The sequence below is a fragment of the Streptomyces sp. NPDC044002 genome (assembly GCF_056434525.1).
Window position 1 is genome coordinate 16,814 of the sequence record NZ_JBWKEZ010000009.1, and the last position, 26,810, is coordinate 43,623.

Consider the following 26,810-nt stretch of genomic DNA (forward strand, 5'->3'; position numbering starts at 1 on the left):
GCCCTGCTCGAAATAAATTCGAAAGCCAGGGAATGACCGGAGGGGATGGCTCGTTTGATGGCAACTGGCCAGTTCAGAGCGGGGTAGTCGGAGAATGACGGAAATGATTCGATCGTGTGATCGAAGATGGATCAAGTGTTCGATGGCTGTAATGTGACGGCAGTCGGCGAGTTTTGACCGGTCGATCGGAGATGATTTCCTGAAGGGCTCTCCGCCCAACTTGACCCGTGATAACTTCGATTGCCGGAACGTGCGCAATGTCTGTCTTGAATTCACCGGGCGCAGTTCGGCCGAATTTCAGTCGAGGTCGAGGACGGGAAATGCCTTCCAACGCGTACAACCTGGAGCGGGCCAAGCGTCAACCGTTGACGAAGAAGAACCTGCGGGAACTCAACATCGAGCAGAACTGGCAATCCATACTGGATCACCCCGGTCTGGTCTACGTCGACGACGACGGGGTGAGTCACAAGCCGGTCGGGTTCTCCCTGAACAAGTCGAGTTTCGGGGTCTTTCCCGGCTCCGCGTACAAGCTGGGCTGGCTCGCCTACATGAACCTCGGCGAGCCGCTGATCGAGGAGCGGCGCAACGTCGAGCAGCCGCCGCCCGACACGTTCTCCTCGCGCAGCTACGCCAACCGCAGTCTGGCGTCCGAGATGAGCTTCACCGACTCGGTCGAGTTCTCCGTGTCGAACGCGGTCACCTGGTCGCTCCAGGGCCAGTCCCAGCTCACCTTCGGCGGCAGCGTCAGCTCGGAACTCCAGCTCCAGTTGCAGAGCCAGCTCCAGCTGCAGCTCCAGGCCCAACTCCAGACACAGGTCCAGGCCCAGCTCCAGACACAGCTCCAGAACGACGTGGAGAACAAGAACACGACCACCGTCACCAACCAGAACAGCAAGGACAACATCGGCGTCGACACCGCGAACGCCACCGAGAACGGCATGAAGAACGGGATGACGAACGGGGCGTCGGCCTCGGGCCAGGCATCCGCGACGGGCTCCGTGACGGACTCGCTGGCCTTCACCACCACGGGCAGCGCCTCCGGAAACGCCCAGCTCAACGCCCAGCTGGCGCTGGCCATCACGGCTTCCGTCGGTGGCACCCTGACGACCGGCTGGACATCGAGGTCGCAGATCACCGGCCAGGTTCCGCCCCTCAGCCGGATGGCGACCCTCGCCACTCAGCGGCGTACGCGCAAGGAGTACACCTACGAGATCCCGGTGACCTTCTCCGGCCTGCTCGCAGTGATGTACGACGTACCGGTGGCGGTCCTGGCGCCCCCGCAGAGCAGGGACTACCCCGGCCTCGACCGGTTGGTCGCCCGCGACATCGGCGACATCGATCTGGCGGGCGGCAACGGCTTCCGGATGAAGGGGCTGGCAGAGGTCGTGTCCGCCCTGGAGGTCCACCACACGATGTTCGACAGCGAGAGCCTGACCGGCAGCGATCGAGAGCTGCACAAACAGCCTTGAGGGGATGACGACCATGGTGTTCGACAACATCTTCGGCTTCGCGGGCAGGGGCGCGGGACTCTTCTCCGTGACCACGGACGGGGCCAAGCCGCAGCCCGGGGCGGGCGTCGACTTCGAGGACGCCGACGAGGACACGTACGACGACACGAGCGCCAGCCTGTTCCACAACTCGATCCACGGGGCCACTTCCCGGTCGAAGGTGGTGCAGGAGCAGTCGCCCGAGGCGCGGGCCATCCTGGGTTTCCTGGGCTCCTTCATCCAGACCACCCAGTCCTCGGCGGGTGAGCAGTCCCAGTTCGCCGGGAACCCCGGCTCGGTGGCCTCGGCGGCGTCCGCCGGCATGAGGGAATCGAGTACGACGGTGACCGGGCACGGCGACCTCCAGAAGGACGCGGACCTGACGAGCCGGCCGAGGAAGAGTGACTTCTCCGAGCCGCCCAAGGCCCCCAAGGCCCCGGAGCCCGCAGCTCCGAAGGCGTCCAAGCCGTCCGCCGACAAGCCGACCGCGGACAAGACCTCCGACCCCAAGTAGCGCCTCGCGCAGAGACTTCCGAGGTCGGACCGGGAGAGTGGAGTGAGCGGAGCGAGTGGGCAGGGGCGGTGCCGCCCCTGCCCACTCGTGTGTCAGGCGCCGGACGCCGTGACGCCGGACTCCATGACGCCGGACTCCGTGACGCCCGGCGCCGTGACGCCGGGCGTCACACCGGGAGGAGTTGCCACTGCCGGTCCCGGTGATCGCCCTCCGCCCCGTGCTGCTTGATCACCGTGTGGGCGTTGGTGTCCACACGCAGCAGGAGACCGCTGTTCCGGTTCGCGATCTCGTAGACCCGGGGGGTGTCGCTCGCGGAGCCCACCGGGATCAGCCGCCACTGCTGGTGGTGCGCGTCGCCGCCCTCGTAGGCGCGTTGCGCGACCGGGGCCCCGTTCCTCGACCCCCCGCCGACGACCTCCAGGACCTTGCCGCTGCGCACGTTCTCGATGGCGTACAGGACCTCGCCGTTGTGCTGGCCCGCCACGATCATCCGCCACCGCTGGTGGTCCCTGGGGGCGGCGAGCAGTTGGTGGATCTCGGCCCCGTCCTTGACGGACTCCCGCTGGACCGCCATCCGCAGCCGGCTGCGGACGCTGGCCCAGGAGACCACCGTTCCGGCTGCGGGCAGTCCGGCCATCTTCGGCGAGGCGATCCTCCGGATCCGGTCGTTGGCGTGGTCGGCGATGTAGAGGGTGTCGACGCAGTCCACGGCCACGGCGTAGGGGCAGTTCAGCCGGGCCGTGGCCGGCGGGCCGTCGTCACCGCCGAAGCCGGCGGTGCCGTTGCCGGCGACCGTGCCGATCCTGCCGTCCGTCGTGATCTTCCGGACGCGGTTGTTGCGGTAGTCGGTGACGAGGAGGGCGCCGGTACTGTCCACTGCCAAGCCCACGGGGAAGCTCAGTTGGGCCGAGGCCGCCGGGCCGCCATCGCCGCCGAAGCCCCCGACGCCCGTGCCCGCGACCGTGCTGATCGTCCCGTCGGCCACGACCTTCCTGATCCGGTTGTTGTCGGCGTCGGCGATGTAGAGGTCGCCGGAGCCGTCCACGGCCACGGCCACCGAGTACGGGTGGTTGAGCTGGGCCGCGACCGCCGGTCCGCCGTCCCCCTTGAAGCCCCCGGTCCCGTTCCCCGCGATCGTGCTGATCACCCCGTCGACGGTGACCTTCCGGACCCGGTTGTTGTGGTACTCGGCGATGTAGAGGTTGCCCGCGCGGTCCGCCGCCACCCCCAACGGGAGGTTCAGCCGGGCGGCGGTCGCGGGTCCGCCGTCACCGGCGAATCCCGCGGCCCCGTTCCCCGCGACGGTGCTGATCGTCCCGTCGGTCGCGACCTTCCGGACGCGATGGTTGTTGGCGTCGACGATGTAGAGGTTGTCCGCGCCGTCCACCGCGATCTCGCGCGGGCAGTTCAGCTGGGAGGCGGCGGCCGGTCCGCCGTCGCCCTTGAAGCCCGCGGCCCCGTTCCCGGCGACGGTGCTGATCCTCCCGTCGGTCGTGATCCTCCGGACGCGGTGGTTGTTGTAGTCGGAGAGGTAGAGGGTGCCGGTGCTGTCCACCGCGACCCCGTACGGACGGTTCAACTGAGCCGTGACGGCGGGCTCGTTCTCCCCCTTGAACCCCGCGACCCCGGTTCCCGCGACCGTGCTGATCGGAGGCTCGGTGCCCTCGCCGCCGGTTGTCGCCGTGCTGGCAGTGCTCATCATGACCCCTTCACCGTTCGGCGACCGCCCAATACGAGCGGTTGTCATATGACCTCAGAAAGTCACATCGGGAATCGGGATGGCAAGTGCCCTTCGAGCCGTCGACGGGGGAGGCGCTTTAACCGGCCAGGGGGGAATCCGGGCGACGGGTCGCCTTCGTGCCACGGCACGGCGCCCCGAGGGGCGGGCGGCTCGTGCCGGCCCGCCCCCGGGGTGTGCGTCGTGCGGACCGGTCAGACCTTGTTGTAGGTGCCGGTGTGCCAGAGGGCGCCGCCCTTGGTGGGGCCGCCGTCCTTCTTGTAGACGACGAAGTTGCCGTCGTCCTGGAGCAGCGCGTAGGCACCGGGGTTGTTCGCCGTGCCCGTCCGCCAGCGGGCCGTGGTGCGGCCCTCCTCGACGAGCGTCAGGTCCCCGCGGTCCTTCGGAGCCATCTGCAGGGTCACCCGGCGGCTGCCGCCGTACGTGCCGCTGCTCCAGATGGCCTTGCCGTCCCGCTTGCGGTAGATGACGAGGTTGTTGTCCTGCTGGAGGACCAGCCACACGGTCGCGGACTGGGCCCAGTTGCCCGTCCACCAGCCCTCGGCGGCCGTCGCGAACTCGGAGCAGAACCAGCCCTGCCGCTCCGTGCTGCGGGTGGACCAGCGGGGGTTGGCGCTGCGGCCCTCGACGAGGAACTCGCCGCCGAGGAGGGAGGCCTTGACGCTGCCCGTGCCCGGGCCGCTGCCGTGGGTGTTCGAGTGCCAGAGGGCGCCGCCCTTGCCGTGGCCGCCGTCCTTCTTGTAGACGACGAAGTTGCCGTCCGCCTGCATGGTGGCGTACGCGCCGGGGTTCCCGTGCGTGCCGCTGGCCCACAGGGGCAGCTTGTAGCCGCCCGGGGTGCCGAGTGCGTAGAGCACCAGGTTGCCGTCGGGCTGCATGACCAGTTCGGTGGTGCTGACGTGGTCCACGAGGCGGGCGCCGGGGTCCAGGCGCTGGCCCGGGTTGAGCGTCGCGAGGACGCCGCTCTTCGGTCCGCGGCACTGGGCCGGAGCGGCCGCGGCGGGGGCGGCCGCGGCGGGGACCAGGGCCGCCGCCGAGGCGGAGACGACGAGCAGGGACACGAGGGTTCTTCGGAGCGCGTGCGTGTGCATGGTGGTTCCCCCCTGGGAAGTGTGGGTCGGACCGGGCGGTCGGCGCCGGTCGTGCGGGGTCCCTTTCTACACCGTCCCTGAAACCGCCGGCCGGGCGGCTGCCGGCGCGCGGTGCGGCGCCCCTGGTACCTCCCCGGCCGTGCCGTCCTGAGCGGTCCCGTCCGCGATCAGCCGGTGCCGCCGATCGCCGCCCGGATCCAGCCGGAGTGGGCGGGCGCGCTGGTGTAGAGCCCCGGGCCCTGGCTGCAGCGCACGCCGGGGGCACCGGGGCCCGAGGTGATGCCGATGAGTTCCCATCGCCCCTTCCGGTCCCGCCGGAGCTGGGGGCCGCCGGAGTCGCCGTTGCAGGCCATGGCGCCGGGCACCTGGCTGACCGTGCACAGGCGGGTGCCGTCCGCGTAGCCCGGCGCGCACTCGGAGACCGCACCCCTGCGCGTGTCGAGTTCCTGGAGCCTGTCGGGGAAGACCCACTGGGCGGGGTCGGGTGCGTCGTCGACGGTGCCGAAGCCCAGGAGCCGGGTCGGGGTGCCGGGGCGTCCTGGTGCGTCGGCCATGCGGAGGGGCTTCTCGGCGACCGGGTGGTCCAGGCGGATCAGTGCGATGTCGTTGCGGTTGGGGCCGGTGCCCCCGCCGTTGCTGTAGTCCGGGTGGGACACCGTCTCCGCCACGGAGCGGACCGTGCCCCCGGAGGTCCTCCACTCGCTGCCGATCCGGACGGTGCCGTCCAGGGTGACGAGGGCCGGGTCCACGCAGTGGGCGGCGGTGAGCACCCACTTCGAGGCGATCAACGCTCCCCCGCAGACACCCTTGAAGGCAGGGTCCTCAACGCCCGTCACCGGGATCGACACCATGGACGGGTACCGCTGAGCGGAGTCCTTCCCGTTGACGATGGCTTCGGCGGTGCCGGTCGCCATGGCGGCGCACACCGCTCCGGCCAGAACCACCGCGGCGGTGCGCGCCACCGTGCGGCGCGGGGACTTCGGGCTGGACACTGCTTCTCCGATCGGACGGGCCGGTGCGACGTGCTCAGCCTCCGCGACCAAGAGGAACCGATCCATCCGGCCAGCGGGCCCGTCCGGGGTGGGGAGAACCCCCGGCCGTGGTTCCAGGGCGCCTCAGGAGCGGGACCGGGAGTCCTTCACAGCGGCCCGGGAGCGGTTGATAGCCCCCGCCCGAGACCATCTGTACGGCTTGTGGCCCGACTTGACGGGCAGGTGACGGGTTCCTTCTCCTCACAGGCGGTCAGCTGACATGCTGATCAGCTGAACTCCCACTTCCACCCTTTTGGAGACCACCGTGGATCTGAGCGCCATCGGCGAGCCCGTCGTCGTGCAGGAGGACACCCACGTCGACGTCGGAGTCCATCTTCGGGAAGGCACTCTCACCCTCACCCAGAACGGCTGTGACTTCGAGGCGTATCACGCCCAGGTGAAGTTCGCTTCTGTCGACGAGCGGCCCTGGATGGCGGAGAAGGTCAAGTTCTCGGCCAAGGCGCCGGACGGCAAGTCCGTGGTGCTGGTCGTGGATCTGCTGAACGACGCTTGCGACGGCCCCAGGGCCGGTCTTCCCGTCGCGATGTGGAAGGTCGTGGCCCTCGCCGCGACCTCCGCCGGAGATGTCGGCATCACCTACCAGGCTCCTCGCGGAGTCTGAAGGCCTGGTGCGGAACCCTCGGCTCGGGGGCGTGGCGGGGCGCTCCGGCCGCGTGCGTTCACGCGCACCCGTGGCGGGCTTCGGGCTTGTCACCCGGGCTGGGTGGTCGCGTGGGACAGGGCCACGCCGCCGATGATCAGGGCGAGGGCCAGGAGGCGGCCCGGGGTGACCGGGTCCTTGTGGAGCAGCACGCCCAGGGTGATGGCGCCGGCCGCGCCGATTCCGGTGAAGACGGCGTAGGCCGTGCCGACCGGCAGGTCCTTCATCGCCAGGGACAGCAGGTAGACCGCGACGGCGGCGAGCGCGAAGCAGAGCAGCGTGGGCAGGGGGCGGGTGAAGCCGGCCGTCGGCTTGATGCTCTGCGACCAGGCGACCTCCACCAGGCCGGCGGCGACGAGGAGCAGCCAGTTCACAGGGACTCCCCCGTCTTGCGTGCGGCCTCCAGTGCGGCCGCCCGGGAGGCGGCGTGTGCGTCCCGCCGGCCTGCGAGGGCGGGGTCGGTGATCTCGTGTTCCAGGACGTAGTCGCACAGCTCGGTCCAGGCCTCGCCGATCTGCGGGACCGGGGTACTGGCCAGGTCGCGGTGGACGTGGATCCCGCCCGGGTGGGACGCGCGCCAGGCGGCGGCGACGGCGTCGCCGGCCTCCCGGCTGAAGGAACGGCGGCGGGCGCTGGCGTCGAGGTGCAGCAGCGTCGTTGTCCGTGTGGGTGGTGTGGGCATGGTGGGACCTCTCGTGCGGGCGGACGGTAACCGGACACGGCGTCCAGTTATACCGGACGAGGGGGTCAACCGGACAGGGCGTCCGCTTATTCCGGTAGGCTGGGCCCCATGGAGACGAGGGAACGCGCGGACGCCGCCCGCAACCGGGCCAAGGTGCTCTCCGCCGCCGCCGGGCTGTTCGCCGCCGGTGATCCGCGGTCGGTCACCATGGAGGACATCGCCCGGGCGGCCGGCATCGGCCGCGGCACGCTCTACCGCCGCTACCCGGACGTCACCTCCATCGCGGCGGCCCTCCTCGACACACACGAACGCCGCCTGCAGGAAGAGCTGCTGCACGGCGCTCCCCCGCTGGGCCCCGGCGCGCCGCCGCCGGCGCGGCTCACCGCGTTCTACGCCGCCATGGTCGACCTGCTCGACACCCACGGCCACCTGGTGCTGGGCGCCGAGACGGGCGAGAAGCGCTTCACCGTCGGGGCCTACGGCTTCTGGCGCGCCCACGTCCTCGTCCTGCTGCGCGAGTCCGGCACCCCGGACCCGGAAGCCCTCGTGGACGGCCTGCTCGCGCCCCTGGCACCGGAGGTCTTCCTCCGGCAGCGCGCACAGGGGGTGACGCCCGAGCGGATCAAGGCGGCACTGGGACGGCTGGCGGCCGCGCTGGCGGGCGGGCCGCCCGCCGCCCCCGACTGAGACGGGGCCCGCGCACCGCCCGCGGGAAAACCGGGTGCCGGGTGGTGTGCGGTGTGGCCACACTGGCCGCAGCACATGCCGCCCACCCCTAAGGACATTCCCGCCCGTGCAGGCTGCCGTCACCGTCACCCCCGCCCAGATCCCCGAACTGCTGCTCGGCCTCGCCACCGTGCGGCCCGTTTTCCTCTGGGGGGCGCCCGGCATCGGGAAGTCCTCGCTCGTGAGGAAGTTCGCCGACTCCCTGGGCCTGGAGTGCGTCAGCCTCCTCGGCACGCAGCTCGCCCCCGAGGACCTGATCGGCGTGCCGCAGATCCGCGACGGCCGCTCGGTGTTCTGCCCGCCCGAGGCCATCGCCCGCGACGAGCCGTACTGCCTCTTCCTCGACGAGCTCAACGCCGCCGGCCCGGACGTCCAGAAGGCCTTCTACTCGCTGATCCTCGACCGCCGGATCGGCTCCTACGAACTGCCCGCCGGCTCCATCGTCATCGGCGCGGGCAACCGCGCCACGGACAACGCCCTCGCACGGCCCATCGCCTCCGCCCTGGTCAACCGCCTCACCCACGTCCACCTCCAGGCGTCCGCACAGGACTGGCTGGTGTGGGCCGGCGAGCACGGCGTCCACCCGTGGGTCACCGACTACCTCACCGACCGCCCCGACCACCTCTGGTCGCAGCCGCCCAAGACCGAGGAGCCCTTCTCCACCCCGCGCTCCTGGCACATGCTCTCCGACGCCCTGCACTCCTTCGGCGACGAGCTCGACGAGCAGACCCTCAAGGTGGTCGCCCACGGCACCCTCACCCCCGCGCACGCCGTCTCCTTCTGCGGCTACGCCAAGATCGTCCGGCACAGCTTCGGCATCGAGGCCATCCTGAAGGGCGACGCCTCCTGGCCCGGCCGGCTCCAGGACCGCGACCTGCTCTACTACCTCGCGGACGCCTTCCGGGGCCGGCTGCTCAAGGAGCTGCCCGCGCAGAAGGAGCACGTCTCCCCCGCCCTGCGCCAGCACACCCACCGCTTCAAGTCGCTCCTCGTCCAGCTCGCCGAGATCTCCGTCGAGGTCGCCCAGACCGTCATCGCCGACGACGCCGACGGCCTGCCCGTACTGCCCGGATGGTTCCTGATCGAGGCCGCCCGCGACATGCCCCGGCTGGTCGAGGCCCGCCGGTGAGCCGGAGCGGCAAGGCCGGGGCGAAGGCCGCCGCCAAGCCCGACCCGGCCGCCCAGGCCTTCGCCGAAGGCCTGGCCCTGGTCAAGCGGAACCCGGCCCTCGGCGCCCTCCACGGCAAGATCTGCCGCGAGGCGGGCTGCCCGCAGGCCCCGGACGGGGGCCTGGCGGCCGTCACCTCCAACGGCGTCGTCCACGTCCACCCCACCCGCCGCGCCGAACCCCGCGAGTGGGCGTGGGCCATCGCCCACGCCCTGCTCCACCTCGGCTTCGGCCACGTCCCGGCCTCCGAGGACGAGGACCGCGGCCAGCCGGACCCCTTCGACCTCGCCGCCCGCTGCGCGGTCGTCAACCGTTTCCTGCTGACGTTCCCCGTCGGCCGCGCCCCCGACCACCTGCCCGCCGAGTACCCCGGCGGCGACGAGGACGAACTCGCCGCCCGCTGGCGCCGCGACGGCATCCCGCCCGCCTACGAGCACTGCGGCACCGCCGGGTACGGCCCCGACCAGGTGCTGACCACCTGGCGGGCCTGGAACGGCACCGCCGTCCCCGACTGGCAGACCGCCTTCGCCGCGGCCCTGACCCGCAGCGTCTCCGCCGCCATGGACGTGGCCGGCGGCCGCCGCGACCGGACCACCGGCGAACGCGTCGCCCAGCGCCCCTGGGACCGGGCCCTGAACTGGTTCGTGTCCTCGTACCCGCTGCTCGGCGGGCTCGCCGCCGGCCTGACCGTCGTCGCCGACGCCGAACTGGCCCGCGCCCAGGACATCTCCGTCGCCGCCGTCAGCGCCGCCGCCGGGGAGATCTACGTCAACCCGCTGCGCACCTTCGAGGACGACGAGTGGCGGTTCATCCTGGCCCACGAGATGCTGCACGCCGCCCTGCGCCACGGTGAGCGCCGCGGCGGCCGCGACCCGTACCTCCACAACGTCGCCGCGGACTACGTCGTCAACGACTGGCTGGTGGAGATGCGGATCGGCAGCATGCCCGAGGGGCTGCTGCACGACCCGGCGCTGCGCGGGCTCTCCGTCGAGGAGGTGTACGACCGGATCGCCGGCGACCTGCGCCGGATGCGGCGGCTCGCCACCCTGCGGGGCAGGGGCGCCGGGGACATCCTGGGCGATCCCCTCGCGCACGGCACGCGGCGGCGTCCGTACGCGGATCTCGACGAGTTCTACCGGCGCGGCCTCGTCCAGGGCTTCGACCTGCACGTCCGCGGCGAGCGCGGCCTGCTGCCCGCCGGGCTCGTCCAGGAGATCCGGGCCCTGTCCCACCCGCCGGTGCCCTGGGACGCCCGGCTCGCCCGCTGGTTCGACGAGTACGTGCCGAGGCCGGAGGCCGTACGGTCCTACGCGCGCCCGGCGCGCCGCCAGGCCTCGACCCCGGACATCCCGCGCGCGGGCCGGTACTTCCCGCCCGAGGAGACCGCCCGCTGCACCTTCGGCGTGGTGCTCGACACCTCCGGGTCGATGAACGCCGCCCTGCTCGGCAAGGCGCTGGGCGCGATCGCCTCGTACGCCGAGGCCCGCGACGTGCCGGCGGCGCGGGTCGTCTTCTGCGACGCGGCCCCGTACGACGCGGGCTACGTCCCGCCGGCCGAGATCGCGGGCCGGGTCCGGGTCCGCGGCCGGGGCGGCACGGCGCTCCAGCCCGGCATCGACCTGCTCCAGCGCGCCGAGGACTTCCCGCCCGCGGCACCGCTCCTGGTGATCACCGACGGCTGGTGCGACACCCTGCGGATCCGCCGCGAGCACGCGTACCTGATCCCCCAGGGCGCCGGTCTCCCCTTCACCCCGAGGGGCCCGGTCTTCCGCCTGGCCTGACCTGACCTGCCCCCCGCGCCGGACTGCTCGACCGTTTGCCTAGGCCGGGCCCAGGCCGCGCAGCAGCAGTGTCAGGCCGCCGTCGAACTCCCGGTCCGGGGTGAGGGACGGGGCTGCCCTGGCGGCCTCGGTGAGGTACGGGAAGCGGTCCGGCGGGAGTTCGGCGATGGCGGCCGTACCCGCGCCGGAGAGGGCGCCGAGGTGTTCCTGCTGGACGGCGCCGATCACGTAGGCCAGCAGGGCCCGCAGGGCGATGATCCGCTGCTCGGGGCCGATGCCGGCCTCGGTGAGCACCCCCAGCAGCGTTTCGCCCCAGCCCATCACGCTCGGCGAGCGGTGGCGGTGGGTGAGGACCAGTGGCAGGACGGCCGGGTGCGCGGCGACCGCGCCGCGGAGGCGGGCGACGAGCTCGCTCACCCGGTCCCGCCATGGGGGGCCGGGGGCCGGCGGGGTGGAGTCCACCGCGCTGAGGACCAGTTCCACGACGAGGGCTTCGAGTTCCTCGCGGTCCTGGACGTAGCGGTACAGGGCCATCGTGCTGATGCCGAGTTCGACGGCGACGGCGCGCATCGACAGTCCGGTGAGTCCGTCGCGGTCGATGACGGCGAGGGCCGCGGCGGCCAGCCGGGCCGGGGTGTGCGAGCGAGGTCGGGGCATGGTGGTTGACAGCGTACGGCATACGCCTACGCTGGTAGGTGTACGGCATACACCTAACCAGGGGGTCCAGCTCCGATGAAGCTCTCCGTAGGTTCCGCAGTACCCGCCCGCACCCTGACCGCGGTCGGGGACGGCACGCCCGTCGCCGTCCCCGACCCGGGTGCCGGACCCGACCGGCTGATCCACCTCCAGTTCCGCCGGTTCGCGGGCTGTCCCGTCTGCCACCTGCACCTGCGCTCCGTCGTGCGCCGCCACGCCGAGATCGAGGCGGCCGGGATCCGGGAGGTCGTCGTCTTCCACTCGACCGCCGAGGAACTGCGCGAGCACGTCGCGGACTTCCCGTTCGCCGTCGTCGCGGACCCCGGCAAGCGGCTGTACGCCGACTACGGTGTCGAGTCGTCCTACCGCTCGCTGCTCAGCCCCCGCGCCTGGGGGCCGGTGCTGCGGGCACTCGCCCACAGCACCGTCGAGGTGGCACGCGGCCGGGCGAAGGCGCCGTCGTTCTTCCCGGACGGCGGGCGCTACGGGCTCCCGGCGGACTTCCTGATCGGGCCGGACGGGCGGGTCCTGGCCGCCGGGTACGGGGAGCACGTCGACGACCAGTGGCCGGTGGACAAGCTGCTGGCTCTGGCGCGGGAGGTGCGCGGGGACTTCGCCGGGCGGGGCCGGCATGCGTCCGGGTGAGGGCGAGTACCGCGTCCGAACGGGGCGAGGGCCGGACCCGCCGCCGTTGCGGGCCGGACATCGCGGATGTGCGTCTTAGGGTGGCCGTCGCTCACGGGCGACGGACGAACGGACGCTGATGGTGATGGTGCATGAACGAGGGGACCTCCGCAGGCTCTACGGGCCGGTCCCGGCCACGCTGACCCCCACTCCCGTCCACGACGCCGGCCTGCTGCTGCTCCGGCTCGTGGTCGGGCTCAGCATGACCGGCCACGGGACGATGAAGCTCTTCGGCTGGTTCGGGGGTCCGGGCCTCGATGCGACCGGCAAGGGCTTCACGGCGGCCGGCTACCCGGCCGGGCGGGCCATGGCCGTCATGTCCGGTCTCTCCGAGACCCTGGGCGGCCTCGGCCTCGCCCTCGGCCTGCTCACCCCGCTCGCGGGCGCGGCCCTCATCGGCGTCTTCGTCAACGTCCTCGACGTCCGGGGCCTGAGCGCGTACTTCCCTCCGAAGGGCGTCGAACTGGAGACGGTGCTGTTCGCCGCGGTGGTCGCGCTCACGTTGACCGGGCCGGGCCGCTTCTCCGCCGACCACGTCCTTCCGGTGCTGCGCGAGTCCCGGGCCCGCCACGCCCTGATCGGCGTGGGGGCCGGGGTCGTCGCGGGCTTCGTCGTGTTCTTCCTCAGGGACTGAGCGCGCGGCGACGGCGGGCGTCGGGTTCAGGGCGCCGGCTCTTCCGGATCCCGGGACATGCCGGACGCCAGGGCGCGTGCGGCGGCGGCGAAGTACTGCTCGTCGGCGCCGGGGGCGAGGCCGAGGGTGACGCCCTGGCTGAGGCCGACGAAGAGCGCCCTGAGCGCGGTGGTCAGGCGTTGCGCCTGATGCGCCGTCACGGCGCGCCCGCCGTGCGGCCTACCGGTGAACAGCGCGACCAGATGCTCCTCCTGCGACCGGATCGACGTGGCGAGCCTGCTCCCCAGCTCCGGGTCGTGCAGGGCCATGTCCAGCAGGGTGATCTGGAGCGACATGCGGGACAGCGCGTCCGGGGCGTCACAGCCGCGCCGGTAGTACCGGGCGAAGGCGTCGACGGCTTCCAGCAGATCGAGCCCGGCGGGAACGGCCTGCTCGATCTCCTCGTAGTAGGGCCGCAGGTGGTCGGCGACCAGGGCCACCACCAGGCCGTTCTTGCTCCCGAACAGCGAGTAGACGGCGCCGGTGGTCAGGTCGGCGCGTTCGGCGATCTCTTCGAGCTTCGCGCGGTACCCGTCCCGGGACACGACCTCGAACGCAGCGTCCAGCAGGGCACGGCGGTTGCGTTCCTTGGCCTCTGCTCTCGTCATTCTCATAATTTGATTATTGCCGTAATCTCATTATGGAACCAAGTCGGGATGGGCTTCGAGGGGGAACGTTCATGACTGAGGTCGTCGTGGCACGGCGGATGTCCCGCCAGAAGGTGGGGGCCATCGCCGATGGCGCCTTCAAGGTGTTGCTCGGCGCTGTCTGCATCGCGGGCGCCGCCCCGCTCGGCCGGCTGCTCGGTACGCCGGCCTGGCTGATGGCCGTCTCGGGCGCGGCCCTGCTGATCGGCGGTGGCGCCGGGATCGGTTACGTGCGCAGCCGGTCGATGCGCGCTTACACGCGGCTCATGGTCGCCTACGACGGCGGGTGGGTGGTGGCGGCCCTGGCCGGCCTGGTGATGGCGTGGCAGGGCAGCGGCGCCGGCGGCGAGGTCTGGATGGGCTACCAGGCGGTCGCCCCCCTCGCGTTCGCCGCACTGCTGGCCGCTGCCGCCCCTGCCCCTGCCCCTGCCCCCGCACGGGCGGGCTCGGATTGACGGCCTCTCAGGCGGGGCGGGGTGCTGCGGGCGTCTGCGCGGCCTCGGCGGCCTCGGCGGCCCGGCGCAGGTTCCCGGTGGGGTGGGGCAGGGCGTCGAGCATGTCCCTGCCCGACCGCAGTGCCGACCGGGCCGTCTCGTGGAGGCCGAGCTGCGCGGCGGCCCGTGCGGTGCGGAGGTACTCCTCGGTGACCCTCGCCCCCAGGCCGAGTTCCCGCCATGCGAGGGTCTGGCAGGACGGCTCCGGCAGGGCGAGACCGAGATCCAGCTCCGGCTGATCGGCCGGCGGCGTCGGCGACGTCGGTGGCGGCGGGCCGTCGAGGACCGTGACCGCGCGCTCGAGGGACTGCCGGGCCGCCTCTGCCTCGCCGTGGCGGCGTTGCAGGGAGGCGAGGGCGACGAGGGCCGTGCCGCGCCTGTCGGCGTCGTCCTGCAGGGACGCGTGCAGGCGGCGCGCCCGGATCGCCTGCCCGAGGTCCGCGAGGGCTTCGAACTCGCGGGCCAGGCATCCGAGCAGGGCCTCGTCGCGCGGGCCCGTGCCGTCGAGCATGCGGATGAGGGCGGCGCGGGCCGGTTCGGTCCGCCCCTGGCGGCGGGCCAGGGCCGTCCAGGTGAGTTCGTGCTCTTCGTCGGGGTCCTGGCCGAAGTCCGACTCGTCGACCTCGGCCGCCCACCGGGCGAGGGCTGGTGCGGAATCCGGGAAACCGCCGAGCAGGAAGTGGAAGTCGGGGTCGGACTCCCGCAGGGACCGCAGCCACGTGTGGTCCTCGGGCTCGCCGTGCAGGGCGACCAGGACCGCGGCGAGGCGGAGCTCCTCGGTGGGGCCGCGGCGGGCTTCGTCCCGCAGGAGCATGCGCAGGAGCCGCAGGTCCCCGGGCTGCCGGTCGTACTGGGCCGCGCGCAGGACGGTGGCCCGCCGCACGGGATCGCCCGCGATCGCGTCCCGGTGGCCGTGGTCCGCCCGTATCCGGGCCAGGTCGGCCCGGCCCGGAGCGAGGACCGTCCGCCACAGCGGCGGCCGCGGCAGGCGGTCCAGCGGCTCGTACGCGCAGCCTTCGTACGCGTTCAGCAGCAGGAACTCCGGCTCGGTCCGCAGCAGGGACTCCTGGAGCCTGCGCAGCAGCTCGCGTCTGGGGAGCCGGCGCAGGCCCAGCCCGCTGAGCAGCGTGGCGCGGTCGGCGTCCAGCCCGGGGCCGTAGGAGTCCCGGATCCCGTCCTCAGTCTGGTCGAACACCGCCTCCAGCTCGTCGCCGCCGGCCGTGAGGTCGAGGTCGATGTGGTCGCGCCAGCCCGGCAGACCGAAGAGGATCTCCAGGGCCTCGTCCAGGCCGGCGCCGATGAGGCCCGCTTCGCCCTCGGAGCTCGCGTACAGCACGGCCCCGCCGGCACACACGAAGTACGTTCCGCCGGTGTCGTCGCCCGCCACGGCCGTCAGCGGCGCTCCGCTCGCCAGACGGACCTCTTCGCCGTGCTCGGCCCGCTCAAGGTCAAAATCGAAGGTTCCCGCGGCCAGCCCCGCCAGGTCGGCGTTCCGGCGCAGGACGGCGAGTGCGTGGTCGGGGTGTGTCATGACCCGGACGGTAACAGCCGCCCCCGACACCGCTCGGCGGACGGTCCCGGCGCTACATGACGACCGACGGCTCGGAGCGGCTGCATCCGTACCTGCCCGTCATGTCGTACTCGTGGCTGACCAGGACGACCGTGCGGCAGACGGAGCAGACGGTACGCGTCGGGGGGTTCACCCGCAGGACGTAGGTGTTCTCCAGCGCCAGGACGGCGTCCACGGTCTCCCTGCCGTGCTCGCCGATGCCCTGCTCGATGAACTCGAAGGCGCCGTACTGGGCCCCGCAGGCGCAGTCGATGCGGTTGGAGTAGGCGGGCCCGATGTCCTTGACCCCCAGCTTCGAGGTGATCCTCTTCCGCTCCTCCCGCGATACGGGTTCCATGCCGCGGTCCTTGATCCGCTGGGGGCTCCAGTACCACGCCTTGAACGCTTCGGCCTGCTTCCGGGACAGGTAGAAGGTCATCGATCGGCCGGCCCTCAGGGCGTCCTGTACGACCGCCACGACCGCGCTGTCGTCCGCCGACATGACGACCTTGCCCTCGCCGACCATGGCATCGATCCTGTCGAACGAGGTGCTGTTCATGGGACGTCCTTCCGGCAGGCGGCTTTCGGGTGGTCCGGCCCGCGCGCTCTTCGGACGTCGCGGGCCAGGCCGTTCGATGCTCGCCTGCTGCCGGGCCGTCTGCCAGCCGGGGCGGGCGTCCGGGGCAGGCGGTCAGGGGCCCGCCGCCAGGATCAGGCGGACCCGGGCTGCCGGGGCGCCGTGCGCGCCCGCCCGGAACGCGCGCTCGTATCCCCGGTCCCCGATCCGTGCGCGGGCGGTGCGCTCGGCGCGTTCGCGCAGGGGGGCCGGCTCGGGGGTGCCGCGCTGGGGGTGGCCCACCGTCCTCCAGCACGCGAAGGCGGTCCCGTTCACGGTGGCGGCCTCGTTCGCGCGGCCCTGTGCGGCTAGGAGGTCCAGGCCGAGGGCCACTCCGAAGGAGTCCCCGAGGGCGTGTTTGCCGGCGATCATGCGGCGGGCGCAGGTGGTGGCTTCCGCCGGGCGCCCGCTCAGCAGGGCGGCCAGTGCCAGCTGGTGGTCGGCATAGGCCCGGGTCCAGTACTCGCCCCGGCCTTCGCATTCGGCCCGCAGCAGCTCCGCCGCCCGGCCGGCCTCGTCCAGCCTTCCCGACGCGGTCAGCGCGAACACGCCGACCAGGCGGCAGCGCCCACGAAGGCGCTCTCCTGCGGGGGGGGATGGAGGAAGGCACCCCCGGATTGTGCCCGTGGCCGCGGCACGGGCACGGCCGTCACCCGTGGCCGTCACCCGTGGCCCGGGAAGTCGGGGGACGTCTTCCCGGGCCCGGCGTCGCGGTACCGCGGGGGAGCGGTATGCATGCCGTGCGACAAAAGGAGAAACGATTTCCCTGCCGGGAGGTCACGGCCTCCGCGGCAAGTTTTTCCGACCGGCCCGCGGCCGCGGCCGGCCGGGTGCCGCCGGGCTGCCGTCAGTCCAGGAGCTCGACGTAGCCGTCGGTTCCGTGGACGCGGATCCGCTGCCCGTCCCGGATCAGCCGGGTGGCCTGCGCCACGCCCACGACGGCCGGCAGGCCGTACTCCCGGGCGATCACCGCGCCGTGGGTCATGAGCCCGCCCACCTCCGTCACCATGGCCGCGATGCCGACGAACAGCGGCGACCAGCCGGGGTCCGTGAAGACCGTGACCAGGATGTCGCCGGCCTCGACGTCGGCGTCGGCCATGTCGAGGACGACGCGCGCCCGTCCCTCGACGGTCCCTGCGGAGACGGGCAGGCCGACGAGGGCGCCGGCCGGTACGTCGTCGCGCCGGTACGACCCGGTGAGGGCCTCGCCGTCCGAGGTGAGCACACGGGGCGGTGTGAGCGCCTGGTACGACCGGAACTCGTCCTTGCGCTGCCGGACGAGCCGGTCGTCCACCCGGTGCGTACGCACGACCTCGCGCAGCTCCTGGAACGTGAGGTGGAAGGCGTCCTCCCGCTCGGCGAGCACGCCGGCCCGCACGAGCCGCCCGGCCTCCTCCACCAGGGCCCGCTTGTAGACGGAGGAGCGGCTGACGATGTCGTACTTCGGGTACTCCCGGTACCCGATGAACGTTCTGACCCGGTCGATCATCCGCTTGGTCTCGTCGGCCTTCCGCTCCCCGTCCGGCAGTGCCCGCAGTCGCGACAGCACCTCCCGCTCCTTCTCCCGCGCCGCCCGCAGGCCCTGCTCGAAGCGGCGTCCGGCGGCGCCCGGCCGGAAGTTCCTGACGTTGTCGAGGATCGCGGGGACGAGCGCGGCGGGGCGCTCGCGCCAGCGCGGCCGGGTGATGTCGATCTCGCCGACGCAGCGCATGCCGTACCGGCCGAGGTAGTCCTCGATGGCCGCGCGTGCCTCGGAGCCGCCCGGGAGCTTCGCCAGCCCGTCCAGGAAGCCGTCGTCCCCGGCTTCCCCGACGCCCTGCAGGAACCCCACCACCTCCGGCCACGGCCGGATCACGTCCGCGACGTCGAGCAGCGCCAGTCCCATCTCCGACGTGACGTTGCCGGGGGCGGACAGCGTCAGCGTGTCGGCAGCGTTCTTCTCGCCCAGCCAGGCCCGCAGGTTGTCGTTGAGCCACCAGGTGGCCTCCATCCCCGCCATGACGACCTGGAGGCTCAGCGGATCGGCGAGGAGCCGCTTGTGCTCTTGGAAGGCCTCCGACAGGAAGTCGAACAACTCCGGTCCGCTCTTCGTCCGGATGTCCCGTTCCAGGGCGGCGAGGGACCGCCGGCTGCGCTCGACCAGCCCGGTGACGACGGCCGGATCGGTTTCGAGCGGGGCGGGCGCACGGTGGGCCGCACGGCCGGCCGGCGGGCCGCCGGGGGCGGCGTCGGGGGGCTCGGGGGGCGACGGGAGGAAGCCGTCGCGGTCGAGGACGGTCTCCAGGGCGTCCCTGACCAGCGGATCGCCGCGACCGATCACGTCCAGGAGGCCGGCGCGGCTCGCGGGCGAGGCCAGGCGTTCGGTGACGTCGACGAACAGCCGGCCGCCGGCCTCGTGCATCGGCGCCATGGCCGTCAGCTGCCACACCGACAGCCCCAGCGGCTTCATGGCGTCGGTCATCATCTGCTGGTGGCCCACGGAGACGTAGACGCGGTTCCCGTGCCGGCCGCCGGTCCCGGGAACGGGGACGGGGACAGGCACGGGGACGGGCACGGGGTAGAGCGTGGTGATCGGCCGGCTCTGGACGATGTGGAAGTCGCCGCCGGCCAGGCACCATTCGATGTCCTGCGGCCGCCCGAAGTGCGCTTCGATCCGCCGCCCGAGCCGGACGAGCCGCACGGCCTGCGCGTCCGTCAGCACCGGCTGCTCCTGCCGCTGCGCGTCGAACGCCTTGGCCACGACTTCGCCGTGCCGCACCTCGAAGACGTCCGGGTTCACCAGGCCGGACACCAGGGCCTCGCCGAGACCGGGGCCCGCCTCCACCCTGGCGGCCCTCCGGTCGCCCGTGAGGGGGTCGGCCGTGAACAGCACACCGGCCGCCTGCGGAAGGACCATCCGCTGCACGACCACGGCCATGTGGACCGTACGGTGGTCGATGCCGTTGCTCTGGCGGTACGTCACGGCCCGCTCGGTGAACAGCGAGGCCCAGCAGCGGCTGATGTGCCGGAGGACGGCCGCCGGCCCCACGACGTCGAGGTACGTGTCCTGCTGGCCGGCGAAGGAGGCGGACGGCATGTCCTCCGCCGTCGCGCTGGACCGCACGGCGTAGGCGCCCCGCTCGCCGAACCGGGCGAGCGCGTCGGTGATCCGCGCCGCGACGCCGTCCGGGACGGCGATCCCTTCGATGGCCCGGCGCACCTCCCCGCTGAGCGTGCGGACGGCTTCCCGATCGCCCGGGGGCACCCGCCGCAGCCGGTCGATCCCGTCTTCGACGGCCGGTGCTTCCGCCAGGATCCGCCGGAACGCGTCCGTCGTCACGCAGAAGCCGTCGGGGACGCGGACGCCCTCGATCCGCGACAGCTCGCCCAGGTGCGCGGCCTTGCCGCCGATGACGGCGACCTGCGCGGCGCGGGCCTCCCGGAGGTCCAGCACGTACCGTTCGTTCATCGCGACGCCTCCGCGCCGAGCGCCCGTGGCCGCAACCGCACCGCGGTTCCTGCGACCGGCCTGACGGCCCCGCCCGCCCCGTTCGTGGACAACGGCAGTACTCGCACTTCGTGGGCCCCGTTCTTCGCGGTTCGCTGCTCCGGCCGACGATTCTGCGCCTGCACGGGGGCCTTGCGGCAAGCCCCCCGGTGCGCTATAGCTTGGTAGTGGCAGGGAGAGGGCTCTCCCTGCCTTTCGCTTTTCCGCCGCCCCCCGGCCCCCCTGACGGCCGGCCCGGGCGTAATTCGGTTGACCCGGCCGCGGGTCGGCGCTGCACTGTGGCGGGGCACCGCGAGCGGCGGTGCGGGCATCAGGGGAAGGCAGCGGGGTACGTGGAGATCCGTCAGACGACCGGCCAGGACTTCGACGTCTTCGTCAGCACGATGCTCACCGCGTTCGGGCTCTACCCGGAACCCCCGGTCGACGGTGGCGGGCAGTGGTGGTCGGCGCTCGAAATGGACCGGTGCCTGTTCGCCGTGGCGGCGGACGGGAAGCGCGTCGGCACCGCCGGTGCGTACTCCTTCGAGCTCACCCTGCCCGGCGAGGTGCTCGTACCGGTCTCCGGGGTGACCGCCGTCGGCGTACTGCCCTCCCACCGGCGCCAGGGCGCGCTCAGTGCGCTGATGCGGCATCAGCTCGCCGAGCTGCGCGCCCGGGGGGAGTTCCTCTCCGTGCTGCTGGCCTCCGAGGCCCTGATCTACCGCAGGTTCGGCTACGGACCGGCGACGTACACGGCAGGGCTGACGGTGCCGCGCCACCGGGCGGCATTCGCCGTTCCCCGGGCGCGCGGAGGGAACGACCAGCCGGTCATCGGCGTGGCGAGCGGCTCGGTCGAGGTGGTGCGGAGCAGCGACTGCGGCGAGGTCCTGGAGGAGGTCTACGACCGGTACCGCCGCTCCCAGCCCGGTGCGCTGTCCCGCCCGCACCGCTGGTGGTCGCTGCGCGCGGGACAGCCCCCGATCTCTCCCGCACCGCGGTACGTCGCCGTGCACCGGGACGCCGACGGCGTCCCGGACGGGTACGCGAGCTACACGATCGAGCCCGGAGCCTCCAGGACGATGAAGGTCGACGAGATCGTCACCGCCGACGACGCCGTCCACACGGCCCTGGCCCGCTTCCTGCTCGAACACGACCTCGTCAGCCAGGTTTCCTTCAAGCACGTCCCGACCGACCATCCGCTGCGCTGGCAGTTCGAGGACTTCCGGGGCGGCGAGGTGACGGGAGCCGGCGACTGGCTCTGGGTGCGGCTGCTGGACGTCCCGGGGGCGCTGACCGCGCGCGGCTGGTTCGCGGACGGCGAGATCGTCCTCGACGTCGAGGACCGGTTCCTCGGGGAGCACGGCCGCCACCTGCTGACCGTCCGGGACGGCAAGGCCGACTGCGTCCCGACGGACCGGGAGCCCGACCTGTCCCTGGACGTGAGCGACCTGGCCTCGGTCTACCTCGGGGGTACCGCCCCGAGCACCCTCGTGCGCGCCGGCCACATCAGGGCCCACCACCCGGGCGCGGCCGCCCTCGCCGACGCCCTGTTCCGGACCGAGCGTTCGCCGCACTGCCTGCACTGGTTCTGACGGGGCCGCCTCCCGGGTCGTCAGCGGGCCGCGGCCGCCTTCTCCTCGGTGTCCGTGTCCGTGTCCGTGGCCGTGTCCGCGTCCGCGTCCGCCAGCCAGAAGAGCAGCGGTGCCAGCGCCAGTTCGAGGACCGTCAGCGCCACCTGGAACCAGTGCGGCCACCCGGCCACGGCGAGGGAGAGCAGCCGGCCGATCGCCCCCAGCAGGAACACCCCGGCCAGTGCGCGGACGGCCGGCGCGGGCACGCGTTCCTGCCGAGCCGCCCAGAGCCAGGCCAGGCCGTATCCGGCGAAGACCGCCCCGAAGAAGCGGCCGAGGCTGTCGATGGTGGGGCCGGCCGAACCGGCGCCCGGGACGGACAGGTTGCCGAGCAGTACGTGCGCGAGCCCGATCGCGAGACAGGCGTACCCCATCGCCTGCGCGAGCCACCGCAGGATCCTGGCCTTGGTCATGGCTGATCACCCCTCCATCTACTGGACACGTGTCCATCAAGCTAGCCGCCACTACTGGACGCGTGTCAAGTAAGCTGTCGAAATGCCTCCCGCTCCCCGCAAGCGACTCGGTCCCGCCGAACGCCGGACCCAACTCCTCGGCGTCGCCGCGCGGCTCTTCGCCGCACGGCCCTACGACGAGGTGCTGATGGAGCACGTCGCCGAGCACGCCGGGGTCTCCCGCGCCCTGCTCTACCAGCACTTCCCGGGCAAGCGGGACCTCTTCGCCGCCCTCTACGCGCAGGTCGCCGACCAGCTGCTCGCCGAGACCCGGCTCGATCCCGCCGACACCCTGGTGGAACAGCTCACCCAGGGCCTGGACGCGCACATCGCGTACTTCGCGGAGAACCGCAACACCGTCCTCGCCGCGAACCGCGTCCTCGCGGGCGACCCCGTCGTCCAGACGATCATCACCGGTGAACTCGACGCGCTGCGCGAGCGCCTCCTCTGCGTCCTCCCGCTCACCGACGGCGCGGCCCGCCGGGCCGCCGTGTCGGGGATCCTCAAGAGCTGGCTGGTCTTCGTCCAAGTGCTGTGCGTGGACTGGCTGACGCAGCAGAACTGCACCCGCGCCGAACTCCGGGACGTCTGCGTCGGCGCCCTCATCGGGGCGATCCGGCCCCTCCTCGACGAGGACCCCGCGCCCGACTGGCCGCGCTAGGCCGGGCGGGCGGGCGGGAGTCAGAGGGTGGTGAAGGTGCCGGTTCCGGGCTGGTAGCGGGTGGTCGTTCCCGTGGCGAGGTCGTGGTACCAGCCGTGCAGGCGCAGCTGTCTGGCGGCGAGGCGGGCTTCGACGGCGGGGTGGCCGGCCAGGGCGGCGAGTTGCCGGGCGACCAGGCCGCGTCCGTCCTCGGCCGCCTGGCGCGGGTCGGGGTCTGCGGCTTCGCAGTCGGAGTGGCCCATCACCACGATGTCCCTGAGCGAGGGGAAGGCCAGGGCCCGGGTGAGGACGGACGTGCCGGCCGGCTCGACGGAGGCGCCGGGGGTGCGGAGTTCGAGCATCTGGCCGGGGAGGGAACCGGTGATGAGGCCGGGGTGCAGGCGCGGGTCGGAGCAGCAGATGAGGAGTACGTCGGGCCGTGGGCGGCGGGCCAGGCCCGGCAGGTACGCGCCTGCGGCCACGGCGCGGGCCCGGTAGCTCCGGGCGCCGGCGGTGATGCGCTGCATGGCGTAGGACTGGCGGCGGCCCCGTCTCTGCTCGGTCACCGCCGCCGCCGGCCGGGGCGGTTGCCGTCGCCGGGGCGTTCGGTCGCGGGGGTCGGGTGCGGCGGGCGGGTGCGGTGCATGACGGCTGGGCTCTCTGGGCGGTGCGAAAGTGCGGTGCGGGGCAGGGCGGTGCGCGGTGCGGGGCGGGGGAGTGCGGATCCACCCCCGCTGTCAGTGCGGCCTGGCGGCCGCCGGGGGTGGAATCCGCGCCCCAATGTGTCCGCTGGGCAGTGATCACGGCAAGGGCCACCGGGCAGGTCGGGGGATCCTGGCGCTGGAGGGCCCGCCGTGGCGGATCGGGTGCGCGCGTCCGCCGCCAACGGCGGGAGCTGGCGCCTTCCGCGGCCCGCGCCGGTGGCGCCGTACCGTCTTCACGTCCTACGCGTGGCGCGACCCTTTGCACCGAGGAGCCTTCCCATGCCCCGTCCAGTCCCGGGAGCACCAGACGCGGGAGCGCGGCTGGATGTCCTCGACCACGGCATCCTGCGCGTCCTGCACCGCGCGCCGCGGGCGTCGTTCGCCGACGTGGCGCAGGCCCTGGGGGTGCACGAGCGGACGGTGGCGCGCCGGCTGGAGCGGATGACCGGAGCCGGCCAGGTGGCGTTCCTCGCCGGGCTGGTCCCCGACTACCTGGGTGAGGGGATCACGGCGGAGGTGGCGGTGCGCTGCCTGCCCGGCCGTCTCCACGATGTCGCCGTGGCCGTGTCGGCCCTGCGGGAGGCGTGGTCCGTGGAGGTCTCCACCGGTTCCCTGGACGTGTTCACCGAGTTGGTCGTGCCCGGCCACGAGGCGCTCCTGCGCCTGGTGGACGGGGTGCTGGGCCGGATCGAGGGCGTCGTCGACATCCACACCTCGCTGATGCAGCGGCTGGTCCTGACGGCCAGCGACTGGGCCCCGTACGACGACGAGCCGACGAAGGTGCGACGGTACGCCATGGAGGGCCGTCCGCTGCCCGAGCCGGTCGAGGTCGACGAACTGGACCGGAGCCTGGCGGAGTTGCTGTATCGCGACGCGCGGATGTCCACGGCGCAGCTGGCGAGGGAGCTGAACGTCGGGGAGACCACGGCGCGCCGCCGCCTGGCGCGGCTGATGGACTCGCACGTCCTGCACCTGCGGCTGAGGGTGGAGCCGGCGTTCCTCGGTTATCCGGTGGAGGCGCGGTTCCGGCTGGGGGTTCCGCCCAGCCGGCAGGAGGAGGTGGTGCGGCTGGTCGCGGCGGAGCCGGCGGTGCGCTACCTGATGGTGACGTCCGGGCAGATGAGCGTGCTGGGCTACTCCAGCCACCGGACGGTGCGGGACTTCCACCGTTTCACCGCGCGGGTGTTCACCGCGCTCGACGCCGTGACGGCGGCCGACACCGGGCTGATCATGAAGTCGTACAAGCGGGCGGGGTTGCCGGCCGGGGAGTGAGCGGCCCGGTGACGGCATGGCGGCATGGCGGCATGCCGTCATGCCGGCAGAGCGCCTCCCGGGATGCTGCTGTGGGGAGGCGCTCTGCCGGCCGGACCGGCCTGTCGGAGCCGGTGGTCGTGGGAGTCGTCGTCAGGGCTGGTCAGGGGTGGCGGCCGGGGGCTGCGGGTGCTGCCGGGCCCGGTGGTGGAGGGGGTGCAGGGGGCCGGGGAAGGTGACGCCCGTGGGGGTGGCCGGCGCGTGGGCCGGGTCGGGAGCCGGGGCCGGGGGTGTGTGCGTGCGGTGCGGAACGGGCGGCGGGTAGCCGGGGGTTGCCTGGAGGGGTGGCCCCTGGTGGGGGGCCGAGCGGGGGGCCGGGCGTGTGCCGCCGACGCCGTCGAGTGCCGTGATCTGTTCGGCGGCGATCGTGTCGGGGTCGGGGTCGGCTTCGGTGCCCCGGCCGAGGTGGTTGAGGAGGTAGTTCAGCAGGACCGCGACCAGGCAGCCGGCGGTGACCCCGGACCCCAGGATGGTCGCGAGCGGGTCCGGCAGGCGGTCGTAGAAGCCGGGGCTCGCGATGGGGAAGAGGCCGAAGGCCAGGGTGACGGACACGGTGACGCCGTTGTGGCCGGTGCCGAGGGAGGCCTTGGCCAGGGTGCGGATGCCCGCGACGGCGACGGAGCTGAAGAAGACCACGCCGGCGCCGCCGAGCACGGGCATCGGGACGAGCGCGACCAGGGAGCCCAGTACGGGCACGAGGCCCATCAGGACCAGGACGGCGCCGCAGAGGGTGACGACGTAGCGGCTGCGTATCCGGCTGAGGGCCACCAGGCCGACGTTCTGCGCGTACGCGGTGCTGGTGAACGCGCCGAGGACGCCGCCGAGGGCGGTCGCCAGGCCTTGGGCGCGCAGGCTCCCCGTGATGGTGCGGTCCTGGGCGGGCCGTCCGGTGACGGCGCCCAGCGCGAGCAGGGAGGCGGTGGATTCGGTCATGGAGACGAGCATCACCACCACGGCGGTGGCGATCACGGTGGGCACGAACCTCGGTGCTCCGAACGCGAACGGCTCGGGCAGCGCGAACAGGGGCGCCTGGGTGAGGGGGTCGAGGCCGGCCTTGCCCAGGGGTACGGCGAGCAGCGTGCCGGCGATCATGCCCAGCAGGACGGCGATGCGGCCGAGGAACCGGCCGGAGAGCATCCGGTGGATGGCCAGGGTGATGGCGAGGGTGGCCGCGGCCAGGGCCAGGTTGGCGGGCGAGCCGTAGTCGGGGGCCCGGGTGTCGCCGCCACGGGCCCAGACGCTGGCCACCGGCAGGAGCGAGATCCCGACCAGGGTGATGACGCAGCCGCTGACGACCGGCGGGAAGAACCTGACCAGCCGGCAGAAGGCCGGTGCCAGCAGGAGGCAGACGAGGCCCGCGACGAGGGTGGCTCCGAAGACCGCGGGCAGGGCGCCGTCCCGGCCGTCGGCGGCGACGGTGGCCAGGGTCGGTGAGACCACGGCGAAGGAGACGCCGTTGGTCAGGGGGAGCCGGGCTCCGATGCCGAACGCGCCGACGGTCTGGGCGACGGTGCCGATTCCGGCGACCAGGAAGGCGGCGGCGAGCAGGGCCGAGAGCTGGCCGCCGGTCAGACCGAGGGCACTGCCGATGATCAGTGGTGGTGCGGTCAGGCCGGCGTACATGCCGGCCACGTGCTGGAGTGCGGCCGGTACCAGGCGGCGGACCGGGAGGATCTCGTCGACCGGGTGCGGGGGCGCACCCGTGGTCGTGGTCGTAGTCGTGGTCGTGGTTCGGGCAGGGGCGCGGGGCGACACGGCACGTCCTAGGGAGACCGCCCGTCGGCATGGGGCTGCCGGGGGCGTACGGATGGGGGCGTACGGGTGGGGCGTACGGAGGATGCGTACGGGTGGGGCGTACGGGGGCGTACGGGGGGCGGGGCGACCGGCGCCGGGGGACGGCCCGGGCCGGGGCATGGAGTGGCGGCAGGTGCGTGTGCTGCAAGGGGTGGGCAGCATTCGGCCACCGCCGCCGCTTTCGTATCGCGGAAATGTTTTTCCGCTGTGGACGGGACGGGACTCTAGGTAGCGGTCCCGTCATTCGTCAACTCCCCCAAGCGGGGCGGCCACTTCGGCACAGACTTTGGATGAACTGCCAGTACCGAGGAGTTCGGACCACCGCTCCGGACCCGGCCCCGTTCTGGAAAAGACGTGGTCAGGGCGTTCCGAGGCCCGTGATTTCCGACAAAGTCGCCGTCGTACGGCAAGGGGCGTACGACCACCCGGAGCCGGATCCGGTGCCGCTCACGGCCGGTTGACCCCTTGGCCAAATCCCGATGGGTCCCTACGGTGTGCCGCTATGTCTTCCCGTGAAGATCCATCCGCCCCGCCCGCTCCTCCCCCGCCTCCGCCTCCCGCCCCGTCCCGTTCA

The 26,810-nt window shown here is 72.8% G+C and carries 26 protein-coding genes; 12 read left to right on the plus strand and 14 right to left on the minus strand.

The features are described from left to right. Nucleotides 1–320: 320 nt before the first annotated feature. Nucleotides 321–1,469 carry a hypothetical protein gene (locus tag AC07A6_RS09385; protein WP_478776657.1) on the plus strand — a complete coding sequence of 383 codons (1,149 nt, stop codon included), beginning with the start codon at nucleotides 321–323 and terminating at the stop codon, nucleotides 1,467–1,469. Nucleotides 1,470–1,482: 13 nt separating this feature from the next. Continuing rightward, on the plus strand, nucleotides 1,483–2,001 hold the full coding sequence (locus tag AC07A6_RS09390) for a hypothetical protein (protein WP_478776780.1): 519 nt from the start codon (nucleotides 1,483–1,485) through the stop codon (nucleotides 1,999–2,001). A 166-nt stretch (nucleotides 2,002–2,167) separates the two neighbouring features. Here AC07A6_RS09390 and AC07A6_RS09395 read toward each other — a convergent pair whose 3' ends face one another. The 3 genes from AC07A6_RS09395 to AC07A6_RS09405 form a co-directional block, all read right to left on the minus strand. Continuing rightward, nucleotides 2,168–3,700 (minus strand): NHL domain-containing protein, encoded by a 1,533-nt coding sequence (locus AC07A6_RS09395; protein ID WP_478776658.1) that lies wholly within the window; start codon nucleotides 3,698–3,700, stop codon nucleotides 2,168–2,170. Nucleotides 3,701–3,933: 233 nt separating this feature from the next. Continuing rightward, nucleotides 3,934–4,830, minus strand: coding sequence for a hypothetical protein (locus tag AC07A6_RS09400; protein WP_478776659.1), 897 nt, complete (start codon nucleotides 4,828–4,830; stop codon nucleotides 3,934–3,936). 167 nt (nucleotides 4,831–4,997) lie between these two features. Continuing rightward, nucleotides 4,998–5,822 carry a S1 family peptidase gene (locus AC07A6_RS09405; RefSeq protein WP_478776660.1) on the minus strand — a complete coding sequence of 275 codons (825 nt, stop codon included), beginning with the start codon at nucleotides 5,820–5,822 and terminating at the stop codon, nucleotides 4,998–5,000. A 304-nt stretch (nucleotides 5,823–6,126) separates the two neighbouring features. On the opposite strand from AC07A6_RS09405, the gene AC07A6_RS09410 reads away from it, so the two are divergent. Further along, nucleotides 6,127–6,483 carry a hypothetical protein gene (locus AC07A6_RS09410; protein WP_478776661.1) on the plus strand — a complete coding sequence of 119 codons (357 nt, stop codon included), beginning with the start codon at nucleotides 6,127–6,129 and terminating at the stop codon, nucleotides 6,481–6,483. Between the two features lie 89 nt (nucleotides 6,484–6,572). Here AC07A6_RS09410 and AC07A6_RS09415 read toward each other — a convergent pair whose 3' ends face one another. Then, nucleotides 6,573–6,896, minus strand: a complete 324-nt coding sequence (locus AC07A6_RS09415) for a DMT family transporter (RefSeq protein WP_362457246.1) — start codon at nucleotides 6,894–6,896, stop codon at nucleotides 6,573–6,575. After that, on the minus strand, nucleotides 6,893–7,204 hold the full coding sequence (locus AC07A6_RS09420) for an NAD(P)H-dependent oxidoreductase (protein WP_478776662.1): 312 nt from the start codon (nucleotides 7,202–7,204) through the stop codon (nucleotides 6,893–6,895). Before AC07A6_RS09420 ends, AC07A6_RS09415 begins: the two co-directional genes overlap by 4 nt. Before the next feature lie 108 nt (nucleotides 7,205–7,312). Between AC07A6_RS09420 and AC07A6_RS09425 the strand changes: the two genes are divergently transcribed. From AC07A6_RS09425 to AC07A6_RS09435, 3 genes are all read left to right on the plus strand, one after another. Then, a complete protein-coding gene (locus tag AC07A6_RS09425; RefSeq protein ID WP_478776663.1) occupies nucleotides 7,313–7,891 on the plus strand; it encodes a TetR/AcrR family transcriptional regulator in 579 nt (192 codons plus the stop codon). Between the two features lie 106 nt (nucleotides 7,892–7,997). Beyond that, nucleotides 7,998–9,059 carry an ATP-binding protein gene (locus AC07A6_RS09430; protein WP_362457254.1) on the plus strand — a complete coding sequence of 354 codons (1,062 nt, stop codon included), beginning with the start codon at nucleotides 7,998–8,000 and terminating at the stop codon, nucleotides 9,057–9,059. Next, nucleotides 9,056–10,879 carry a vWA domain-containing protein gene (locus AC07A6_RS09435; RefSeq protein WP_478776664.1) on the plus strand — a complete coding sequence of 608 codons (1,824 nt, stop codon included), beginning with the start codon at nucleotides 9,056–9,058 and terminating at the stop codon, nucleotides 10,877–10,879. Before AC07A6_RS09430 ends, AC07A6_RS09435 begins: the two co-directional genes overlap by 4 nt. Before the next feature lie 39 nt (nucleotides 10,880–10,918). Here AC07A6_RS09435 and AC07A6_RS09440 read toward each other — a convergent pair whose 3' ends face one another. Continuing rightward, nucleotides 10,919–11,536: a TetR/AcrR family transcriptional regulator gene (locus AC07A6_RS09440; protein ID WP_386270854.1), complete on the minus strand. Its 618-nt coding sequence runs from the start codon at nucleotides 11,534–11,536 to the stop codon at nucleotides 10,919–10,921. A gap of 75 nt (nucleotides 11,537–11,611) precedes the next feature. On the opposite strand from AC07A6_RS09440, the gene AC07A6_RS09445 reads away from it, so the two are divergent. Continuing rightward, the gene (locus AC07A6_RS09445; protein WP_478776665.1) at nucleotides 11,612–12,220 is read left to right on the plus strand and encodes a peroxiredoxin-like family protein; all 609 of its coding nucleotides are present in this window, start codon (nucleotides 11,612–11,614) and stop codon (nucleotides 12,218–12,220) included. 124 nt (nucleotides 12,221–12,344) lie between these two features. Beyond that, nucleotides 12,345–12,893: a DoxX family protein gene (locus AC07A6_RS09450; protein ID WP_478776666.1), complete on the plus strand. Its 549-nt coding sequence runs from the start codon at nucleotides 12,345–12,347 to the stop codon at nucleotides 12,891–12,893. A gap of 26 nt (nucleotides 12,894–12,919) precedes the next feature. On the opposite strand, the gene AC07A6_RS09455 is transcribed toward AC07A6_RS09450, so the two are convergent. Beyond that, nucleotides 12,920–13,540, minus strand: coding sequence for a TetR/AcrR family transcriptional regulator (locus AC07A6_RS09455; protein ID WP_362457268.1), 621 nt, complete (start codon nucleotides 13,538–13,540; stop codon nucleotides 12,920–12,922). A 98-nt stretch (nucleotides 13,541–13,638) separates the two neighbouring features. Between AC07A6_RS09455 and AC07A6_RS09460 the strand changes: the two genes are divergently transcribed. Next, nucleotides 13,639–14,034: a hypothetical protein gene (locus AC07A6_RS09460; protein WP_478776781.1), complete on the plus strand. Its 396-nt coding sequence runs from the start codon at nucleotides 13,639–13,641 to the stop codon at nucleotides 14,032–14,034. A 7-nt stretch (nucleotides 14,035–14,041) separates the two neighbouring features. Here the strand turns inward: AC07A6_RS09460 and AC07A6_RS09465 are convergent, their stop codons facing one another. The 4 genes from AC07A6_RS09465 to rph all read right to left on the minus strand — a co-directional run bounded on the left by AC07A6_RS09465 (nucleotide 14,042) and on the right by rph (nucleotide 19,686). Then, nucleotides 14,042–15,604 carry a hypothetical protein gene (locus AC07A6_RS09465; protein WP_478776667.1) on the minus strand — a complete coding sequence of 521 codons (1,563 nt, stop codon included), beginning with the start codon at nucleotides 15,602–15,604 and terminating at the stop codon, nucleotides 14,042–14,044. A 52-nt stretch (nucleotides 15,605–15,656) separates the two neighbouring features. Further along, a complete protein-coding gene (locus tag AC07A6_RS09470) occupies nucleotides 15,657–16,181 on the minus strand; it encodes a hypothetical protein (RefSeq protein WP_478776668.1) in 525 nt (174 codons plus the stop codon). Nucleotides 16,182–16,313: 132 nt separating this feature from the next. Further along, nucleotides 16,314–16,787 (minus strand): hypothetical protein, encoded by a 474-nt coding sequence (locus tag AC07A6_RS09475; protein WP_478776669.1) that lies wholly within the window; start codon nucleotides 16,785–16,787, stop codon nucleotides 16,314–16,316. Nucleotides 16,788–17,085: 298 nt separating this feature from the next. After that, nucleotides 17,086–19,686, minus strand: a complete 2,601-nt coding sequence (rph, locus tag AC07A6_RS09480) for a rifamycin-inactivating phosphotransferase (protein WP_478776670.1) — start codon at nucleotides 19,684–19,686, stop codon at nucleotides 17,086–17,088. Between the two features lie 371 nt (nucleotides 19,687–20,057). Here rph and AC07A6_RS09485 point away from each other — a divergent pair, with 371 nt between their 5' ends. Continuing rightward, nucleotides 20,058–21,296, plus strand: a complete 1,239-nt coding sequence (locus tag AC07A6_RS09485; RefSeq protein ID WP_478776671.1) for a GNAT family N-acetyltransferase — start codon at nucleotides 20,058–20,060, stop codon at nucleotides 21,294–21,296. A 20-nt stretch (nucleotides 21,297–21,316) separates the two neighbouring features. On the opposite strand, the gene AC07A6_RS09490 is transcribed toward AC07A6_RS09485, so the two are convergent. After that, complete coding sequence (locus AC07A6_RS09490; protein WP_478776672.1) at nucleotides 21,317–21,748, minus strand: DUF4345 domain-containing protein; 432 nt, start codon at nucleotides 21,746–21,748, stop codon at nucleotides 21,317–21,319. 82 nt (nucleotides 21,749–21,830) lie between these two features. Here AC07A6_RS09490 and AC07A6_RS09495 point away from each other — a divergent pair, with 82 nt between their 5' ends. After that, nucleotides 21,831–22,448: a TetR/AcrR family transcriptional regulator gene (locus AC07A6_RS09495; protein WP_478776673.1), complete on the plus strand. Its 618-nt coding sequence runs from the start codon at nucleotides 21,831–21,833 to the stop codon at nucleotides 22,446–22,448. Between the two features lie 20 nt (nucleotides 22,449–22,468). Here the strand turns inward: AC07A6_RS09495 and AC07A6_RS09500 are convergent, their stop codons facing one another. Then, a complete protein-coding gene (locus tag AC07A6_RS09500; protein WP_478776674.1) occupies nucleotides 22,469–22,993 on the minus strand; it encodes a carbonic anhydrase in 525 nt (174 codons plus the stop codon). A 417-nt stretch (nucleotides 22,994–23,410) separates the two neighbouring features. Here AC07A6_RS09500 and AC07A6_RS09505 point away from each other — a divergent pair, with 417 nt between their 5' ends. Further along, nucleotides 23,411–24,403, plus strand: coding sequence for an Lrp/AsnC family transcriptional regulator (locus AC07A6_RS09505; protein ID WP_478776675.1), 993 nt, complete (start codon nucleotides 23,411–23,413; stop codon nucleotides 24,401–24,403). A gap of 132 nt (nucleotides 24,404–24,535) precedes the next feature. Here AC07A6_RS09505 and AC07A6_RS09510 read toward each other — a convergent pair whose 3' ends face one another. Next, entirely contained in the window at nucleotides 24,536–26,197 is a 1,662-nt protein-coding gene (locus AC07A6_RS09510; protein ID WP_478776676.1) for a nucleobase:cation symporter-2 family protein, read from the minus strand. Between the last annotated feature and the right edge of the window lie 613 nt (nucleotides 26,198–26,810).

Bases quoted from the DNA above. Each gene is read 5' to 3' on its own strand.
- AC07A6_RS09400 (WP_478776659.1), bottom strand. From the start codon at position 4,830: ATGCACACGCACGCGCTCCGAAGAACCCTCGTGTCCCTGCTCGTCGTC.
- AC07A6_RS09450 (WP_478776666.1), top strand. From the start codon at position 12,345: ATGGTGCATGAACGAGGGGACCTCCGCAGGCTCTACGGGCCGGTCCCG.
- AC07A6_RS09490 (WP_478776672.1), bottom strand. From the start codon at position 21,748: ATGACCAAGGCCAGGATCCTGCGGTGGCTCGCGCAGGCGATGGGGTAC.
- AC07A6_RS09420 (WP_478776662.1), bottom strand. From the start codon at position 7,204: ATGCCCACACCACCCACACGGACAACGACGCTGCTGCACCTCGACGCC.
- AC07A6_RS09460 (WP_478776781.1), top strand. From the start codon at position 13,639: ATGTCCCGCCAGAAGGTGGGGGCCATCGCCGATGGCGCCTTCAAGGTG.
- AC07A6_RS09395 (WP_478776658.1), bottom strand. From the start codon at position 3,700: ATGAGCACTGCCAGCACGGCGACAACCGGCGGCGAGGGCACCGAGCCT.
- AC07A6_RS09495 (WP_478776673.1), top strand. From the start codon at position 21,831: ATGCCTCCCGCTCCCCGCAAGCGACTCGGTCCCGCCGAACGCCGGACC.
- AC07A6_RS09470 (WP_478776668.1), bottom strand. From the start codon at position 16,181: ATGAACAGCACCTCGTTCGACAGGATCGATGCCATGGTCGGCGAGGGC.
- rph (WP_478776670.1), bottom strand. From the start codon at position 19,686: ATGAACGAACGGTACGTGCTGGACCTCCGGGAGGCCCGCGCCGCGCAG.
- AC07A6_RS09385 (WP_478776657.1), top strand. From the start codon at position 321: ATGCCTTCCAACGCGTACAACCTGGAGCGGGCCAAGCGTCAACCGTTG.
- AC07A6_RS09445 (WP_478776665.1), top strand. From the start codon at position 11,612: ATGAAGCTCTCCGTAGGTTCCGCAGTACCCGCCCGCACCCTGACCGCG.
- AC07A6_RS09440 (WP_386270854.1), bottom strand. From the start codon at position 11,536: ATGCCCCGACCTCGCTCGCACACCCCGGCCCGGCTGGCCGCCGCGGCC.
- AC07A6_RS09505 (WP_478776675.1), top strand. From the start codon at position 23,411: ATGCCCCGTCCAGTCCCGGGAGCACCAGACGCGGGAGCGCGGCTGGAT.
- AC07A6_RS09465 (WP_478776667.1), bottom strand. From the start codon at position 15,604: ATGACACACCCCGACCACGCACTCGCCGTCCTGCGCCGGAACGCCGAC.
- AC07A6_RS09425 (WP_478776663.1), top strand. From the start codon at position 7,313: ATGGAGACGAGGGAACGCGCGGACGCCGCCCGCAACCGGGCCAAGGTG.
- AC07A6_RS09390 (WP_478776780.1), top strand. From the start codon at position 1,483: ATGGTGTTCGACAACATCTTCGGCTTCGCGGGCAGGGGCGCGGGACTC.
- AC07A6_RS09455 (WP_362457268.1), bottom strand. From the start codon at position 13,540: ATGACGAGAGCAGAGGCCAAGGAACGCAACCGCCGTGCCCTGCTGGAC.